The sequence below is a fragment of the Sunxiuqinia sp. sy24 genome, from assembly GCF_052677165.1.
Genome location: NZ_JBQYLH010000019.1, coordinates 59,068 through 76,297 on the forward strand (window position 1 = coordinate 59,068; position 17,230 = coordinate 76,297).

The following is a 17,230-nucleotide window of genomic DNA, read 5'->3' on the forward strand; positions in this document are numbered from 1 at the left end:
GAATGTACACATCTCCGCTAAGAGAACCGTTAATTCGGGGAAATAAGAACTACAAGCAGGTGACCGATGATATTTTGTCGCCGATGGCTGGCAAACCCTCCAAATACTGGTACTTGGGGATAACCCTGGCGGGAATAGCTGCCCTGTTTGGGGGGTGGGCTACCTTCCGAACCGTGTTTTATGGTATCGGGGAATGGGGCCTGAACAAAACCATTGGCTGGGGCTGGGGAATCACCAACTTTGTGTGGTGGGTGGGTATTGGTCATGCCGGAACATTTATCTCCGCCATTCTGCTGCTTTTCCGCCAGAAATGGCGCACCAGTATTAACCGCTCAGCCGAGGCCATGACATTAATAGCCGTGATGTGTGCCGGTTTTTTTCCGCTAATCCATATGGGGCGGCTGTTGCTGGGCTTTTATATCTTTCCGTATCCAAATACCCGGGCTTTGTGGGTAAACTTTAACTCTCCGTTGCTTTGGGACGTTTTTGCCATCTCTACTTATTTTGCTGTTTCGCTGGTTTTCTGGTATGTTGGTCTTATTCCAGATTTGGGAACGGTACGCGACCGGGCAAAAACGAAAATCCGCAAGGCTATTTATGGTTTCCTGAGTTTCGGTTGGACTGGATCGACTAAACATTGGTCGCGTCATGAAACAGTCAGTTTGATTTTAGCCGGGCTGGCAGCACCTCTAGTGCTTTCGGTACATACCATTGTAAGTTTTGACTTTGCTACTTCGGTTATTCCCGGATGGCATACCACTATTTTCCCACCGTATTTTGTCTCCGGAGCGATTTTTTCCGGCTTTGCCATGGTGCTGACCCTGATGATTGTTACGCGAAAGGCTTTGAATCTGGAAGAGTATATTACGATTAACCACATTGAATCGATGAATAAAGTCATCATTCTGACCGGGTCGATTGTGGGAATTGCCTATTTGACTGAGTTTTTTATGGCTTGGTACTCCGGCGTTGAATTTGAAACTTACGCCTTTTTTAACCGGGCTTTTGGTCCGTATGCCTGGGCTTATTGGATTATGATGACTTGTAATGTGATCACACCCCAGCTTTTCTGGTTTAGGAAGTTGCGGCGGAATGTGATGTTTACTTTTGTCATCTCCATTTTTGTGAATATTGGCATGTGGTTCGAACGTTTTGTTATCGTAGTCACTTCCTTGCATCGCGACTTTCTGCCTTCCAGCTGGACGATGTATAAACCAAGTCTTGTTGAGGTGGGACTATATGTCGGCACACTGGGATTATTTTTTACGTTATTCCTGCTGTTTATCCGCGTGTTTCCGGTTATTGCAGTTGCCGAGGTTAAAGGAGTTTTGAAATCATCTGGAGAAAATCAAAAAAATGCTGGCCATGAGTAAATATGTTACCGCTTATTATTTGGATGAGGAAGATTTGCTGAAAGGCATTGGCAAAATAAAGGCAGATGGACTGAAAGTACTGGATGTGCTTACGCCTTTTCCGGTGCATGGTCTTGACAAGGCCTTAAATATTCGGCGCTCGCGCCTGACTCGTGTAGCTTTCATTGGTGGTGCCGTAGGTGCTGTGGTGGGCTTTGGTTTTCAAGCCTGGGTTTTCACCATTGATTACCCATTAAACATTGGCGGTAAACCGTTTTTTGCTGTGCCATCTTTTATGCCTGTCGCCTTCGAGTTGACTGTTCTTTTCTCTGCCTTTGCCATGGTCATTGCTTTTTTTGTGAGTAACAAACTTGGCCCTGGTGCAAAAACAGTGATTCATGATGAACGAGCAACTGATGATCGCTTTTTAGTGATTATTGAAGTAGAAGAGAATAGTCCGGAGGAGCGGATCGGCCAAATAGAACAAGCTCTTGCTGATGCCGGAGCTGAAGGAATAACATTAAAAGTCTAGACGAGTTATGGAGAATCAAAAATTTATATTTCCCCGGAAAATATCCAACATCACTTTAGGGATGATCGGTATTGGTGTTCTTGCTTTGGTGGCCAGCTATTTTATGGGAGTGGGAGCCGAGCGTATTGCTGCTAACCTCTTGCTTAATTCCTATTATTTTATGGCTCTTGGACTGATTGGTTTGTTTTTGGTTACTGTACATACCATTGCGGAATCGGGCTGGCATACCAGCATTCAACGAGTCGCTGAGGCCATGAGCTCTTTTATCCCTGTAGCAGGAGTGCTGCTTTTATTGCTTTTTGCGTTGGGAGGAATGCACCTGCTTTATCATTGGACACACGCTGATCATTTAGATGAAATTTTACTGAAAAAGGTCGCTTACCTCAATACACCTTTCTTTTTTGGGCGTCTGCTTGTTTACTTAATGCTTTGGATTGGTCTAGCTTATTTTATTCGGAAAAATTCTCTTTTGCTTGACCAAACAGGCGATCTGAAGTTTTATCGAAAGTTCAGAACCCTTTCTGCCGTTTTTGTTGTGGTGCTGGCTATAACCAGTGTCACTTCGTCCTGGGATTGGCTCATGTCGATTGATGCCCATTGGTTTAGCACCTTGTACGGATGGTATGTTTTTTCGAGTATGCTGGCTAGTGGAACGGCGGTTCTGATTCTTTTGGTTATTGCTTTAAAGCGAATGGGCTATATGACACATGTGAATCAGGAGCATATTCATGATTTGGGAAAATACCTGTTTGGCTTCAGTATTTTTTGGGCTTACCTGTGGTTTTCCCAGTACATGTTGATTTGGTATGCTAATATCCCGGAGGAGACCATTTATTTTTATGAACGTCACAAGCATTTTAGCGACGTATTCTATGTCAACCTGATTTTGAATTTTGTCGTTCCGTTTTTTGCCTTGATGACCCGAAATTCCAAACGAGGTTCGTTAATTATGGTTCCTGTGGCATTAATTGTTTTTATTGGGCACTGGGTCGATCTTTATCAGTTGATTATGCCTGGAGTCGTTGGTGGTGAAAATTCAGGAATTGGCATCGCCGAAATAGGGATTACAATAGGCTATGCCGGCTTATTCTTGTTTGTTGTTTTTCGCTCACTGGCCAAAGCACCGTTGGTGCCGGAGAATCACCCATTTTATAAAGAAAGTCTTGAATATCATACGCATTATTGATTATGAAACGAACTGTAAAAATATACCTTTTGCTTTTTGTCGTAGGTCTTTCTGTGGCATGTACAAAAAGTAAGAATAAGCCGGGGCATACTTTCTTCCCGGATATGGCCTATTCGCCAGCCTATAAAACCTATTCTGAAAATCCGGTTTTTGAAGATGGGCAAACCATGCGTTTGCCTGCTGAAGGAACCATTCCTCGTGGATTTAAACCCTATCCTTATGAGGGACGGTCGATGGAAGAACAGGTTCGGGCAGGACAGGAACTGGAAAACCCGTTAAAAGCGAGTCCTGAGGTCTTGGCTGAGGGAAAACGTCAGTATGAAATATTTTGTGTTAGTTGTCACGGCGATATGGGGGATGGCAATGGACATCTTTTTACCAGCCGAGTGTTTCCGGCTAAACCTCGTTCGTTGATTGACGATTATTTAAAAGGAAAACCAGATGGTGAAATTTTTCATGTGATTACCAAGGGATCTTTTTCTGGTTTGATGGGGCCGCATGGAGGACAGATTGCACCGGAAAACCGATGGAAGATTGTTCATTATGTCCGTAGCTTAGCCCAAGAGCAAAACATCGCGTTAAGCGAAAATTAACTATTCAATTCACGATAGCTTTGAAGATTAGGAAGAATACCATTGCAACGATTCAATATTCGGTGAGCAATGCAGCCGATGGAAAAGTGCTGCAGAAAGTCTCGGGAGAGGATCAGCAGGAGCTTTTGTTTGGAAACCAGCTACTACTGGAAGTGTTTGAGCAAAATCTGCAAGGGCTTTCAGCGGGCGATGAGTTTCATTTCTATGCGGGGCACAATGACGCTTATGGCCCGGTAGATCGCAAGGCAATCGTTGATTTACCAATCAATGCATTTGCCGAGGAAGATGGCAGGATTGATGATGACGTGGTTCAGATTGGTCATGTTTTTCCGATGGGAGATCAGCAGGGTAACCAGTTTTACGGTAAAATCATCAAGAAAGAGGGAGCGTGGGTCACCATGGATTTTAATCATCCGATGGCAGGGAAAGATCTTAAATTCTCCGGAAGAATTCTGGCCGTAAGAGAAGCTAGTTCGGAGGAAATTCCAGACTAATCCAGCACTGTTTGGTTCTTGAAAAGGGAAATTCTGCCTTTTTTATCACGAATTAAAACTGATGGAAAACTCGTTATTTTCGATGTGCCTTTTTTATCGCTTGTAATTTGGCTGTGGCTTGTTTTAGCTCGCCAGCCGACTGCGGCACCATGTAAATGACGTTTATTTCTTTTGATGTTTGATCAATTGTGCTAAGATCGATAACATAGGTTTCATATCCCTCGCAGCGAATCATAATATTGATAGTGTCTGAAGGCAAATTCCAGAGCCTAAAATCTCCATCCTCATTGGTAATGGTACCAATTCCAAGTTGCTCGTCTTCTGTGCAGACGCTTACGCCGTAAAGTGGTTTTTGAGTCTCTTTATCAACTACACGACCATAAACGTTTGTGTTTTGAATGTTACCTGCTGTTGAAAACAGATAGGATAGCATGACTAAGCTAAATACAATATGTGGTGTTTTCATACGCTAATATTTTCGAGGTACGTATGGAACTCACTTTAATAGTTTCACTTTTGTTTTCGTGTTTTTCTCAACTTATTGAAATGAAATTTTAAAGTTTGTTTCCTTTTTCCTGGCTTGTAATTCGTGTTTCTATTAATTACTACAAATAGGAGGCCTAAGAGTTCTCTGCAGATGTTAAAAAAAATCAAATTTTCAACGATCCTTTGGGCACGCCTGGTATCGTATCAGTTGAGGCAAAATTCCGGTCAACTGGGTATTAATAATGCTATGTGCAGTTTCTAGCTATTTTCTCATTTTGAGAGTAATATCAGTTTGATATCGGCTGAATGATATCTTGTTGATTATTTCTGTGCTGTGAGTATGGATTCTGCAGGAAGCAATTGTATTCAATAGTTTTCAAATTCATTGCATTCATGCAATCAGGTAGCAAGCTTGAAATCTACAATTTCTGATTTTATCGAACCCAGCTCAGCTGCTATTCTACAACAGAATAACCTCTCTTTTCAATAGCTTTTACAATTTCATCTTTGTTTGTTTTGGCCGGATCAAATACAACGCGGGTTGTTGAATCTTCGTGGTTGGCTTCAACCGAGGCTATTCCTTCAAGTTCTTTGACGCCTTTTTGAATCGACATCTCGCAATGATCACAGGTCATTCCTTCAACATGGTATACCAATTCGGTTTTGGCAGCAACTTGTTCGGTTTTTGGTTGCGTGTTTTTTTGAGTACACGTAACGGTAGCCAGATTGAAGAGTAGTAGTAATAAGATGGATGTTTTCATTTGTTGTGATTTATTAAGTTTAAAGTGTTAGTTGAAAAGTGACTGCAGAATTTGTTCGCTACCTTCTTCTGCATCTCCCATAGCTGTTTTTGCATTGCTACCAAGCAGCTTGGATAGTAGGGCGGCATTCATTCGTGCGATGTAAGTTTTTCCGTCACTTTTTTCAAATACAGCGACTCGGCATGGCATCATGGCTGATAGTTGCCGATCAGTATCGCTGGATAGGATTCGCACGGCGATATCGGGCTTACAGATGGAAAAGACCGTTACGGGCTTCACTTCAAATCCATGCTTTGCCAAGGTGCCTTGCAGATTATACTGATGGGGCATGCTCCAGTTATTTTCCTGGATTGATTGTTCGATCTGTTCAAGCGTTTGAGCAAAATTATACTTGCTTTCGTTTACTGTAAATAACATTTTCGGAGCTAAAAGGAAGATCACTAAAACAGTCACAAGAATTCCGGTGACTAATCCGCTTAGAAACATGATTGGTTTTTTTTGCATCGCTAAAATATTTAGAAATCTAGATGTGCTGGTATAACATCTGGTTTTTTTATTTGTTCAAAAGCGATACAAGAGACTATCGATGATCAAGGCAATCATCATAAACAGGTAGAGGAAGTTAAGTTTGAAGAAAGTTGGTCGGACAGGTAAGTTGTGTTGAATGAGTATTTGGCGGGTAGTGGTAAAAAGCAGGTAAAAAATATAAAGCAATAAAACAGCAATAACAATCGGACTGATCATGATTTTTAAGGCGATGATCAGGGCTGCTGCAATGGTCGATAAGATCCAGGTATAGCTTAGCCGTTTGATCTGATTCTCGTTGAAAAGATCATTTAGGCTGGGATAGCCGACCAATTTGTATTGTTCTCCAAAGAGAAGCAACAATAGCCAAAAATGAGGAATCTGTCCGATGAAAAAGAAAATGGCCACCCAAAAGATCGTTGGATCCAGAATATATCCACCAGCAGCAAGCCAACCAATGTATGGGGGTAAGGCGCCAACGAGCGAGCCGGGGACTACGGCAAAAGCCGTGTGCTTTTTTAGTGGGGTGTAAAACCCATTGTAAGAAATGAGAGTAACCATGCTTGCAATCAATGCGATGGGAGCAAAATGTTGGCTAAGAATCAGTGCTCCGGAAGCAAAATGGACTAAAGCCACGATGGCCGCAAATTTTGGGGAAATCTTGCCGGATGGGATTGGACGGTTTTGGGTCCTCGGCATGTGCTTGTCTATCTTGTGTTCTTGCCAATGATTAATGGCGCTTGAGCTACATGACACCAAGAAGACTCCAAGCGCCAGGTAGAATCCTTCAAGGCCAAAGCTTCCTGTTTGCAGCACATAGCCGGTTACCGCTGATAATGAAATGGGCAAAGAAATACGTACTTTGCCCAGTTGAAGAATAACTTTAAGATAGGAGCCTGGTATTTGTGGGCCCATATTATTTCAGTGTTTTCAAGTATTCAATTATATTCGCGATATCATCATCACTTAACTGCCCTTGGTAGCTTTGCATCAGCCCTTTGTTAAATCCATCCACAATATCTGCTTCGGGATCGTATATCGAGCGTTTGATATATTCGTCATCTACCACAAGCGTTCGTTCCTCTCCTTTCGTTTTAACTGTTACTTCATGGCCGTATATTCCTTTAAACGAAGGACCAATAATTTTAGATCCGTCGACCGAGTGGCAGGCAAAACAGCCGATATTGTTCATGATGCGCTTTCCGGTAGCTGCTGGTGACTCAATGGCAGCGCTCGCTACCTGTTGAGTGGTGTCGGCGTACCAGTTGTTAAAATCGTCCTGGGGCATCACCTTCACCCAATTGTACATGTAGGAATGTTGCAGACCACAATATTCGGTACAGAATAGTTCATAAATCCCTTCGTTTTGGGCCGTAAACCACATGAATTTGTCACTACCTGGCACGACGTCCTCTTTCACCCGGAAGGATGGAATGTACAGCGAGTGAATAACATCCATCGATCGCAGATTTAATTTAACAGGTTGGTTTTTGGGGACAAACAGCGTATCGGTTCGACGGCCGTTTTCATATTCAAAAGTAAAGTTCCACATCCGGGCAATCACGGTAATTTCAAAGCTGTCATCTGGGGCTGTTTTCATCGGTTTCCAACCAGCCCATCCATAATAAAACATGATCAAAACCAAGATGGTTGGAATGATCGTCCAAATCAATTCCAGCAAGTTGCTTCCCTTGATTTGAGTGGCTTTGGGATGTCGCTTTTTATTGTATTTAAAAATAAAGTAAATCATAACTGCTGTCAGTGCAATCAAAAAGAAAAAACTTACAGCAAGAATGAATAAGAATGCCCGGTCGACATCGGCAACAAAATTAGAGGCTTGTGTTGATGCTAAAATATACATAGTTTTTTATCTGAAGGAGTAGTCAAAAAATGTAACAATAACCACAGCGATAAATACTGCTAAAACAAATCCGACCATGATGCGAATATAGGGCTGATCAAATTTTAGGTGCATAAAATAGGTAAGCACTAAACTTGATTTTATCGAGGCCAATAGTAAGGCTCCGATAACCGTGTAACTTCCTAATTCGATATCGGTTATGGCTATCGAAAGAAAGGTGAGTAACACTAAAACCAGCAAGATGATGGCGTAAACACGGTACGGTACGATATGATGTTTTTCATTTTCCATAGGTCAGAAGTTAGGTGATTAAGTAAAATAATGGGAAAAGGAAAATCCAGATTAAATCAACCAAGTGCCAGTAAAGTCCTGCATTTTCCAGCAAGGTGGGTCGTTCTGCGTGAACCGTTCCTTTCTGTACACGGGCTAAAGCAAATCCCATGATAACCAATCCGGCTATAATGTGTAAGGCATGTAGGCCGGTCATCACAAAATATAAGCCGAAGAACAAGACTTCACCCTGGCTCATTTCCTCTTTCATGTATTCAGAACCGGGAAAGATGCCATGGTCAAATTTTACTCCCCATTCGAAATACTTGTTTATCAAAAATATGATTGCCAGTATAAAGGTGACTTCCAATAAAACAATGGTTGTTGCTTTTTGCTTTTTCTGGAGTGCTGTGGTTGACATGGCAATGGTCATACTACTTACTAACAGAATAATCGTATTCAGAGCACCAACCGTACCGTTTAGTTCTTCGGCTGCCATGTGGAAAGCATCGTGATTCAAATAGCGGTAAACGGAGTAAATAATGAAAAGCCCACCAAATAGTAGCAGTTCACTGAAAATGAAGAGCCACATCCCGATCTTTGATCCCTCGGGGTCATAGTGCTCATGTTGAATAACTTGTGACATAAGTATAGCGTTTATTGATATTCGTAAGGTCCGTCGTTTTCTTTATATTCAGGAATTTGATCAAAGTTTTCCAATGGAGGTGGCGATGGAACTGTCCACTCCAGCGTTTTCCCTTTCCATGGATCTTTGGGCGCAATGGGGCCACTTTTAGCTGATCGGAATAAGTTGATCAGGATAATAATCAAGCCCAGAGTCATCACCCACGAACCGAGTGTAGAAAGGATGTTGGCGGCATGAAATTCTTCCAGATAATCGTAATACCGACGTGGCATTCCTTGCATTCCGAGATAGAACATGGGCGAATATAAGGCCAGGAAACCGGTGGTGAAGATCAACCAACCAATGTTGGCCCAAGTGGCATCGTACATCCGTCCAAACATTTTGGGGAACCAATAATGGATGGCTCCAAAAAAGGCAAAACCAACGCCTCCAAAAACGATAAAGTGGAAGTGAGCAACCACAAACGCAGTGTCATGCAAATAAACATTGGTCGCCAGTGCGCCAACCACTAAGCCTGACAATCCACCGATCATAAAGACAAAGATAAAGGAGGCTGCCCAGTAAAAGGGGGTTTGTAAGTTGATGGATCCTTTATACATGGTCGAAATCCAGTTGAAAACTTTGATAGCACTAGGAATGGCAACCAGAAAGGTCAGAATAGAAAAGGTGTATTGTGCAGTTCCACTCATCCCTGAGGTAAACATGTGGTGCCCCCATACAAAGTAACCAACAAAGGCAATGGCAAGGGTTGACACCACAATGGCTTTATAACCGAAAATATGTTTTTGTGAGAAGGTCGGAATAATTTCAGAAATGGCTCCCATGGCAGGTAGAATCATCACATAGACAGCCGGATGCGAATAAATCCAGAACAGGTGCTGGTACAAAATCGGGTCACCACCTAAAGCGGGGTCAAATACGCCAATTCCGAAAATACGTTCGAGGGCTACCAGCACCAGGGTAATTCCAACAACAGGCGTTGCCAGCAACTGAATCCAGGCGGTACCATAAAGAGTCCACGGAAACAAGGGCATCTTGGTCCAGGTCATTCCGGGAGCACGCATCCGGTGGATGGTAACAATGAAGTTTAAGCCGGTCAAAATCGACGAAAAACCGAGCACAAAAGCTCCGAATATGGCCGGCAACATGTTTGATCCTGTTTTGAAACTGTAGGGGGCGTAAAAGGTCCATCCGGTGTCGGGCGAGCCATCGCCAAACAAAACGGATGAAATGACCAATATGGCTCCGGCAATGTACACCCACCAGGATAGTAGATTCAACTTGGGAAAAGCCACATCTTTAGCTCCAATCATGATGGGAAGCATAAAGTTTCCAAAAACAGCCGGCAATCCGGGAATCACAATCATAAAGATCATAATCACACCATGAACCGTGAATACTGCATTGTAGTCTTTGGCTTCCATAATGGTTTTACCCGGAGCAATCAGCTCAAGTTTCATGGCTAATCCCAGGGTAACGCCAACTAAAAATAAGGTCATCATCGAATACAGGTACAGCAGGCCGATACGCTTGTGGTCGGTGGACAAAATCCAAGCCCGCAGTCCTTTGTGCTTGCCTTCGTATTCTAAATAACTTACATCATTAGGGGTTTTAGAACTTGCTTGCATAGGAATGTTCGTTTGTTAAACTTCTTTTCGTTTAGGTTTGAGTATCAAAAACAGGAAAACAACAAGTGCAAAAAAGATAATGACCGTTCCGGCAACTTTGGTCACATTTAAGACATAGGTTTGTCCTTGCGGGTCATACGAATAACAGAATTGCAATATTTTATTGATTGTCGGGCCGGATTGCCCTTTGTTGGCTTCGATAATAGCCATTTTAAATTCAAACGGCAGGAAATATATTCCGTTGAGGTAGCGGGTAATTTTTCCATCGGGGCTAATCACCATGACAGAGGCTGCATGTAAAAAATCGTTGCCTGTTTTTTTGTATTGAAAGCCAACGGCTTTTGTGGCTTTGGCAATGCTGGCACTATCGGAAATAAAAAACTTCCATCCGGCAGCAATGGCTTCTTTTTTCTTGACCAGGTTGAGGTAGTTACTCTTCTTGCGTTGCGCCAACTCCAGTGTTTCGGTTGGGTCAAAGCTGATGGTGAGTACCTGATAGTCTTCGTTTGGTTTCAAGTCCGATCGATTCATCACTTCGGCCAGCCCTTCCATCAGCGGACTGCAAATGCCGGGACAGCGGTAGTAAACGAAGTTTAAAACAGTCGGTTTGTCAATTAAATCAGAAAGTAAAACCCGCTGCGAATCCAGTCCGGTAAGGTAAATGCCTTCTGGCAGGTAGTCGTCTAAATGTTCAACCACTCCAATCTCAGGACTGCTCTCAGCTTTTGATACGGGGTTGATTTGCCCAAAGGAATTAAGTTGTAATAAAGCGGCAATAAATAACAGCACTTGTTTAGGAATTAACCTCATATAGTTTAGCCTCTTGATTTTTGATTTTCTACAAGATAGAAAGACCTATTTACTTTATCACCATAAGAAACCCAAAACCACTACCGAATGTTTATGAAAAAAGTGATAAATACATTATTTTCTTCAGATTCTATAAGGTGTTTCAGACTTGTAAATAATATTTTGCTTATTCTGTCCGGTTCAATTTGTTCAACTTCAGGTAGTAGGCGTTGGATGAGCTGAAATCAATGACAGCAGCTATCTTCCATAACCCGTTCTGCAGGAACCAGTTTTTCGGCCTTGGGACTGACATAAGGAATGCCCAGTGACAGGCCACGAAGAATAAAGAGAATTCCCAGCAGGACAATAAAGTAGGGGACAACCCGACGCATGCCAGAACGTAAGCTCGAACTGATCATATTTCCGGTTAGCGATAAAAGCAGCATCATGGGAATGGTGCCCAAGCCAAATAAAACCATAAACAAGGCTCCGGAGAACAGTTGGTTGGTGTTGATGGCTCCGGCGATGGCTACATATACCAGGCCGCAGGGGAGCAGCCCATTGAGCAGGCCAATGCTAAACAATGACTGGAATGAATGATTGGCAAACAGCTGGCGTAATTTTGAAATCAGTCGTCCGGCATAACCTGTAAAAAGGTTGTTCAGACTAATACGTTGTTTAAAAAAATACGGAAAAAGGACGCTTAGAATCATTACAATTCCCAGCAGGATTGACGTCCATTGCTGAAACCCGGCGAGCTGAATGCCCTGTCCGAGCAGTCCAAAGAGCAAGCCTAACACGGCATAGGTTAGCGTGCGCCCCAGGTTATAGATCAGGCTGCCGACAATTTTAGCTACTGGCTTATGGCTTTTTAAGGGCAGTGCAACGGCAATGGGGCCGCACATGCCAATGCAGTGAAAGCTTCCGACTAATCCAATGGTTAAAGGTGTAATGAGCTCAAACATCATGGTAATTGAATTTCCAGTTCTTGAAAATAGGGTTTTTCATTAGCTGTCCAGTCCAGCTTGACAATGTAACGCCCTTTCGGGAGATTTTTCACTGAAACGGATTGACTTAATTTCGCATCCAATTGAATGGGCAGGCTCAGGTCATTTTTCTCGCTCATCGGACTATAGAGGTGAATGGTTCCCTCCAGCAGTTCATCCTGAAAAAGTTGAGGAAAATTGATTTGAATCGCATGGGTGGATTGAACCAGCTTCACGCGTTCGGGCAGCTGGTTGACATTTTGGATCTTGTCAATCTGAGTCTGGTAATTGACTGATTTCTGGTAATAATCTTTTTCTACCAAATAGTAATCTTGTCTAACAGCAATGGATACCAGGTAAAGCATACCCGAAATCATAATCAGAAGGGCGATGACAATACCTGTTCCCCAGTTTATTTTTAGTTTCATATCTGTTATTTGTTATAGTCTAAAGCATTGGGTCCCACAAAGGTTGAGCGAATGGTTTCGATCAGCTCTCCGTTTTCGTAGACACCAATGCTCAAATGGGTATTGGAGCTTTTTACATCCTCTTTTTTCAAAATAATCATCAGATTACGTTTGGCAACTTCGCCTACGTTTACGTTTAGCTCATCTCCCAGTATTTTTAATTCACCTTCAGGCTCTAACAGTTCAAGTTGGAGCCAGGCAGCTTCACTCGTTTTATTCAGCATTTGTAGGTTGTAGAGGTTGCTGTAGGCATCGGCTCCATATTCCTGAAACATGCTGCCTTGCATGCGGGTGATGGTCGTTTCAATGTCGCCCCGGTTGATGAAAGAATAACTTAGCACACTCAGTAAAAGGGCCAAAACCACAGAATAAGCGATGGCCCGTAGATTAAGCGCGTGCTTTTTTCCTTCAGAAATGGAATGTTCCGAGGCATAGCGGATCAGACCTTTGGGTTTGTTGACGGTGTACATCACCGAGTTGCAGGCATCAATACATGCGGTGCAATTGATGCACTCCATTTGCGTTCCATTACGGATATCGATACCGGTAGGGCACACATCAACACAGCGCTTGCAATCAATACAATCGCCTTTATCTTCATTTCGACCCCGCCCACGCGGTTCGCCACGAATGTAATCGTAAGCTACTACAATTGAGTTGTTGTCGAGCATTACGCCTTGTAATCGACCATAAGGACATACCAGGGTGCAAACTTGTTCGCGAAACCAAGCAAACACAAAATAATGCATTCCGGTAAAAGCCAGTACCACGAAAAGAGCAGTAACGTTGGTTACTGGCAGTTTGCTGAAATAGGCATGCACTTCAGGATAACCAACCAAGTATGACCAAAAGGTCAGGATAGTCCAAAAGGAAATGCACAGAAAAAGGGCGTGTTTTACGATTCGTTTGACGAATTTTTCAAGATCCATCTCCTGTTGGGCAAGAACTTGCTGTTTACGGCGGTCGCCGTCGATGATGTATTCAATGGGGCGGTACAAGAACTCCATGAAAACGGTTTGCGGACAGACCCAGCCGCAAAAGATTCGACCATAAACCACGGTGAATAAAATAACAAAGACAAGTAGTGTTATGAACGACAATACCAGCAGATGAAAGTCCTGTGGATAAAACGGGTTCCCAAAAAGAATGAATTTTCGCTGAACGAAATTCAATAGAATAAGAGGCTCACCTTTTCGTGTCAGATAGGGGGCCAGGTAAAAAAACAGTAGTAGCGTGTAGGCAACAATTCGGCGATAATTGTAAAGCGTACCCTTGGGCATTTTGGGGAAAAGCCAAACGCGTTTCCCCTCGGTATCAATGGTTGCCATTTGATCGCGAAAGCTGGCTTGTTGATTGTCAGTGTTTTTTATTTCTGGATCCATTGTTGCTTCTTTTTTAATGAATCAACTTAGCTTGCCGTTTCATCTTCCGATTCCGGAACATATTTTTCGCCCTCCGGTGCTTTTTGGTTGGGAGGGTTGGTGCTTTCTAGGCTTCGAATGTAGGTGATGACATCCTGGATTTGGTTTTCTGTCAGGATATTTTTGTACGAAATCATCCCTTTTTCAATCACTCCGGTAGTGATCACCTCGTGCATGTTTTCTCGCGTTCCACCATGGATCCAGTATTCATCCGTGAAGTTGGGGCCAACCAGCCCTTCTCCGAATTTACCATGACAGACCGAGCAAATCTTGGAGAAGGTGGCTTGTCCGCTGGCCATGATTTCTTCTTCGGTTCGAATGACGGGTACGGCCGTTTCATCCTCTTCGGCAGCTTCTTCTTCCTCCATGAAAGCGGCCATTTCATTTTGATATTCTTTTGCTTGAATCACACTTTCGTCTTCAAATACAAAAACAAGCGTAAGGTAGGACGCTGCAAAAATGATACTGCCATAAAACAAATATTTTAGCCAGGGCGGAAGCTGGTTGTCCAGTTCCCGTATCCCGTCAAATTCGTGACCTTCAAGTAACTTATCATTGGTCAATGCATCATATTCGTGCTGCGACTTTGGTTGATCCTTTTTTTTGTCGTCTATCGTACTCATAAGATTAATAGTTTAGGCTAGTCCTGGTTCGTATTGAATTCATCTTCCAGCGGAATCTCACTTAGCTTTCTGACTCGCATTTTATCCATCCGAATCGTATGAATAGTGATCAGAATGAAAAATACAAAAAAGATCAGAAAGCCGATAATGGCGTAGAGCTCGACTCCAATGATGCTTTGTAAATGTTCTTTTATCATGATTTACTCCTCCTCTTTTGCTGGTTCTTCCTGTGGTTTCATGATGTCGGTTCCCAGGCGTTGCATGTAGGCAATCAGCGCAATAATCTCCTTGGTACTTTCGGTTTCAATACCGGCTTCACGCAGATTTTGGGCAATTGCTTCGGCTTGTTTTAGCAGGTCGTCATTGGCCTGGTGTTCATAGTTTTCGGGGTAGGGAACTCCCAGTTTTTTCATAGCTCTGATTTTGGGAGCTGTCGATTTCAGGTTGATGTCCTTTTCCGCCAACCACGGGTATTTGGGCATGATAGACTCTTCATTCATCTTTTGTGGATCGATGAAGTGGTTGTAATGCCAGGCGTTTGGTTTGTATATTCTGCCGGTTTTAACGCCTTCGCGCGCCAAGTCAGGGCCCGTGCGTTTGGAGCCGAACTGGAAAGGATGATCGTAAATGAACTCACCGGCTTTTGAATATTCGCCGTAGCGCTCGGTTTCCGAACGGAAAGGGCGGATCATCTGCGAGTGACAGTTGTAGCAGCCTTCGCGAACGTAAATGTCGCGTCCCTGTAATTCCAGCGGAGTGTAAGGTTTTACGCTCGATATGATCGGCACATTCGAATTGATCAGGTAGGTTGGGATAATTTCAAACACACCTCCAATGAGAATGGCAATGGTGGCAAAAATCAGAAACCGGATGGGTTTACGTTCCAAAAAGCTATGCCAGCTTTCGGATGATGTTTTAACGGTAGACTGAGTTTGCAGCGCAGGAGCTTGTACCTCTTCCTCTTCAATCAGCTGCCCCTGTTTCGCTGTTTTTGCAATATTGAAAATCAACAGCAACATACCCACTACATACATGCCTCCTCCAAAGGCGCGAATCGCATACATCGGAATTAGCTGGGTAACAGTTTCCAGGAAGTTAGGGTAGGCCAGAAACCCTTCCGGGGTAAATTCTTTCCACATCAATGCCTGGGTGATTCCGCCAATATAAAGTGGCACCGCGTAGAAAATGATAGCTAGCGTGGCAATCCAGAAGTGCACATTGGCCAGTTTGGTAGAGTAGAGCTTGGTATTGTAAAGACGCGGAACCAGCCAGTAAAGCATGCCAAAGGTAAGCATACCGTTCCAACCCAGCGCACCAATATGAACGTGCCCAACAGTCCAGTCGGTAAAGTGACTGATGGCATTCACCGTTTTCAACGACAACATGGGGCCTTCAAAGGTGGCCATACCGTAGGCGGTAATTCCAACGACAAACATTTTCAGAACGGGGTCTCTGCGCACCTTGTCCCATGCACCGCGTAAGGTGAGCAAGCCATTGATCATACCGCCCCAGCTCGGAGCAATCAGCATAATGGAAAAGGAAGTTCCCAGCGCTTGAAGCCAGTCGGGCAAGGAGCTGTATAGTAAGTGGTGTGGTCCGGCCCAGATATAAATGAAAATAAGTGACCAAAAGTGAACAATCGATAATTTATAGGAATAAACAGGGCGGTTAGCGGCTTTGGGGACAAAGTAATACATCAGCCCCAGAAAAGGTGTTGTCAGGAAAAAGGCGACGGCATTGTGTCCGTACCACCACTGTACCAAGGCATCCTGAATACCTGCATAAACCGGATAACTTTTTAAAAGACTGTATGGAATTTCGATGGAATTGATGATGTGAAGCACGGCGACCGTTACCCAAGTTGCAATGTAAAACCAAATGGCTACGTAAATGTGGCTGACCCGGCGTTGGAGAATGGTACCAAACATGTTGATTCCGAAAATCACCCAGATGATCGTGATTGCTAAGTCGATGGGCCATTCTAATTCGGCGTATTCTTTTCCGGAGGTGTAACCGGCAAGCAGGGTAATGGCTCCGGCAACAATAATTAATTGCCATCCCCAAAAATGAATTTTACCCAGTAGCTTGCTGAACATGCTTGTTTTTAGCAAGCGAGGCATCGAATAGTAAACGGCTGTGAAAATGGCATTGCCTACAAAAGCAAAAATGACTGCATTGGTATGCACTGGCCTTGTTCGTCCAAAGGTGGTGTATTCCAGGCTGAAATTCATTTCCGGAATGAAAATTTGCAAGGCTACCAATAAGCCAACTAACATACCTATAACGCCCCACACAATTGTTGCCACAGCAAAATCGCGTGTAATCTTGTTGTCATAGGTGAACTTCTGTAATTCCATATAGCTATGATTTAATAGATTGCTTTTTTTGCGGCTTGTCATTATCCAAGTCGCTATCGGTTTCTTCTTTGGAAACCGGATCATCAAATAAAATGCGAACAGATGGGGTGTATGAATCGTCGAATTGACCGTTTCGGACGGCCCAGATAAAAGCCAGGAGGAAGGCGGATGCCACTAATATTCCAATAATAATCAATACAAATACTACTGACATACCTTTTCAAGTTAACGATTTAGTTTTTTCTTTTGCTTC

At 43.3% G+C, this 17,230-nt stretch carries 21 protein-coding genes; 5 read left to right on the forward strand and 16 right to left on the reverse strand.

Annotated elements, in window-relative coordinates:
- Positions 1–2: 2 nt before the first annotated feature.
- From nrfD to ACUNWA_RS15845, 5 genes are read left to right on the forward strand one after another with little or no spacing between them, the layout of a single operon-like run.
- Positions 3–1,373, forward strand: coding sequence for an NrfD/PsrC family molybdoenzyme membrane anchor subunit (gene nrfD, locus ACUNWA_RS15825; protein WP_445592897.1), 1,371 nt, complete (start codon positions 3–5; stop codon positions 1,371–1,373).
- Positions 1,366–1,884, forward strand: coding sequence for a DUF3341 domain-containing protein (locus ACUNWA_RS15830; RefSeq protein ID WP_445592898.1), 519 nt, complete (start codon positions 1,366–1,368; stop codon positions 1,882–1,884). The genes nrfD and ACUNWA_RS15830 overlap by 8 nt, the downstream gene beginning before the upstream one ends.
- 7 nt (positions 1,885–1,891) lie before the next feature.
- On the forward strand, positions 1,892–3,070 hold the full coding sequence (locus ACUNWA_RS15835; protein WP_445592899.1) for a hypothetical protein: 1,179 nt from the start codon (positions 1,892–1,894) through the stop codon (positions 3,068–3,070).
- 2 nt (positions 3,071–3,072) lie between these two features.
- Positions 3,073–3,663 carry a c-type cytochrome gene (locus tag ACUNWA_RS15840; protein WP_445592900.1) on the forward strand — a complete coding sequence of 197 codons (591 nt, stop codon included), beginning with the start codon at positions 3,073–3,075 and terminating at the stop codon, positions 3,661–3,663.
- 20 nt (positions 3,664–3,683) lie between these two features.
- Positions 3,684–4,157: an FKBP-type peptidyl-prolyl cis-trans isomerase gene (locus tag ACUNWA_RS15845; protein WP_445592901.1), complete on the forward strand. Its 474-nt coding sequence runs from the start codon at positions 3,684–3,686 to the stop codon at positions 4,155–4,157.
- Between the two features lie 73 nt (positions 4,158–4,230).
- Here the strand turns inward: ACUNWA_RS15845 and ACUNWA_RS15850 are convergent, their stop codons facing one another.
- The 16 genes from ACUNWA_RS15850 to ccoS form a co-directional block, all read right to left on the reverse strand.
- Positions 4,231–4,623 carry a carboxypeptidase-like regulatory domain-containing protein gene (locus ACUNWA_RS15850; protein ID WP_445592902.1) on the reverse strand — a complete coding sequence of 131 codons (393 nt, stop codon included), beginning with the start codon at positions 4,621–4,623 and terminating at the stop codon, positions 4,231–4,233.
- A gap of 475 nt (positions 4,624–5,098) precedes the next feature.
- A complete protein-coding gene (locus ACUNWA_RS15855; protein ID WP_445592903.1) occupies positions 5,099–5,404 on the reverse strand; it encodes a heavy-metal-associated domain-containing protein in 306 nt (101 codons plus the stop codon).
- Positions 5,405–5,431: 27 nt separating this feature from the next.
- The gene (locus tag ACUNWA_RS15860) at positions 5,432–5,908 is read right to left on the reverse strand and encodes a DUF302 domain-containing protein (RefSeq protein ID WP_445592904.1); all 477 of its coding nucleotides are present in this window, start codon (positions 5,906–5,908) and stop codon (positions 5,432–5,434) included.
- Positions 5,909–5,965: 57 nt separating this feature from the next.
- Positions 5,966–6,844: a protoheme IX farnesyltransferase gene (locus ACUNWA_RS15865; protein ID WP_445592905.1), complete on the reverse strand. Its 879-nt coding sequence runs from the start codon at positions 6,842–6,844 to the stop codon at positions 5,966–5,968.
- A gap of 1 nt (position 6,845) precedes the next feature.
- A complete protein-coding gene (gene coxB, locus ACUNWA_RS15870) occupies positions 6,846–7,790 on the reverse strand; it encodes a cytochrome c oxidase subunit II (RefSeq protein WP_445592906.1) in 945 nt (314 codons plus the stop codon).
- A 6-nt stretch (positions 7,791–7,796) separates the two neighbouring features.
- On the reverse strand, positions 7,797–8,081 hold the full coding sequence (locus ACUNWA_RS15875) for a cytochrome C oxidase subunit IV family protein (protein WP_445592907.1): 285 nt from the start codon (positions 8,079–8,081) through the stop codon (positions 7,797–7,799).
- 10 nt (positions 8,082–8,091) lie between these two features.
- The gene (locus ACUNWA_RS15880; RefSeq protein ID WP_445592908.1) at positions 8,092–8,706 is read right to left on the reverse strand and encodes a cytochrome c oxidase subunit 3 family protein; all 615 of its coding nucleotides are present in this window, start codon (positions 8,704–8,706) and stop codon (positions 8,092–8,094) included.
- Positions 8,707–8,717: 11 nt separating this feature from the next.
- Positions 8,718–10,334, reverse strand: coding sequence for a cytochrome c oxidase subunit I (locus tag ACUNWA_RS15885; protein WP_445592909.1), 1,617 nt, complete (start codon positions 10,332–10,334; stop codon positions 8,718–8,720).
- Between the two features lie 15 nt (positions 10,335–10,349).
- Entirely contained in the window at positions 10,350–11,144 is a 795-nt protein-coding gene (locus tag ACUNWA_RS15890; protein WP_445592910.1) for an SCO family protein, read from the reverse strand.
- A 224-nt stretch (positions 11,145–11,368) separates the two neighbouring features.
- Positions 11,369–12,091, reverse strand: a complete 723-nt coding sequence (locus ACUNWA_RS15895; RefSeq protein ID WP_445592911.1) for a sulfite exporter TauE/SafE family protein — start codon at positions 12,089–12,091, stop codon at positions 11,369–11,371.
- A complete protein-coding gene (locus ACUNWA_RS15900; protein ID WP_445592912.1) occupies positions 12,088–12,537 on the reverse strand; it encodes a FixH family protein in 450 nt (149 codons plus the stop codon). The genes ACUNWA_RS15895 and ACUNWA_RS15900 overlap by 4 nt, the downstream gene beginning before the upstream one ends.
- Before the next feature lie 5 nt (positions 12,538–12,542).
- Positions 12,543–13,958 carry a cytochrome c oxidase accessory protein CcoG gene (ccoG, locus tag ACUNWA_RS15905; protein ID WP_445592913.1) on the reverse strand — a complete coding sequence of 472 codons (1,416 nt, stop codon included), beginning with the start codon at positions 13,956–13,958 and terminating at the stop codon, positions 12,543–12,545.
- A 26-nt stretch (positions 13,959–13,984) separates the two neighbouring features.
- Positions 13,985–14,620, reverse strand: coding sequence for a cbb3-type cytochrome c oxidase N-terminal domain-containing protein (locus ACUNWA_RS15910; protein ID WP_445592914.1), 636 nt, complete (start codon positions 14,618–14,620; stop codon positions 13,985–13,987).
- Between the two features lie 17 nt (positions 14,621–14,637).
- Entirely contained in the window at positions 14,638–14,817 is a 180-nt protein-coding gene (locus ACUNWA_RS15915; RefSeq protein ID WP_445592915.1) for a cbb3-type cytochrome c oxidase subunit 3, read from the reverse strand.
- A 3-nt stretch (positions 14,818–14,820) separates the two neighbouring features.
- Positions 14,821–16,977 carry a cytochrome-c oxidase, cbb3-type subunit I gene (gene ccoN, locus ACUNWA_RS15920; protein WP_445592916.1) on the reverse strand — a complete coding sequence of 719 codons (2,157 nt, stop codon included), beginning with the start codon at positions 16,975–16,977 and terminating at the stop codon, positions 14,821–14,823.
- A 4-nt stretch (positions 16,978–16,981) separates the two neighbouring features.
- Complete coding sequence (gene ccoS / locus ACUNWA_RS15925; protein ID WP_445592917.1) at positions 16,982–17,191, reverse strand: cbb3-type cytochrome oxidase assembly protein CcoS; 210 nt, start codon at positions 17,189–17,191, stop codon at positions 16,982–16,984.
- Positions 17,192–17,230: the final 39 nt, after the last annotated feature.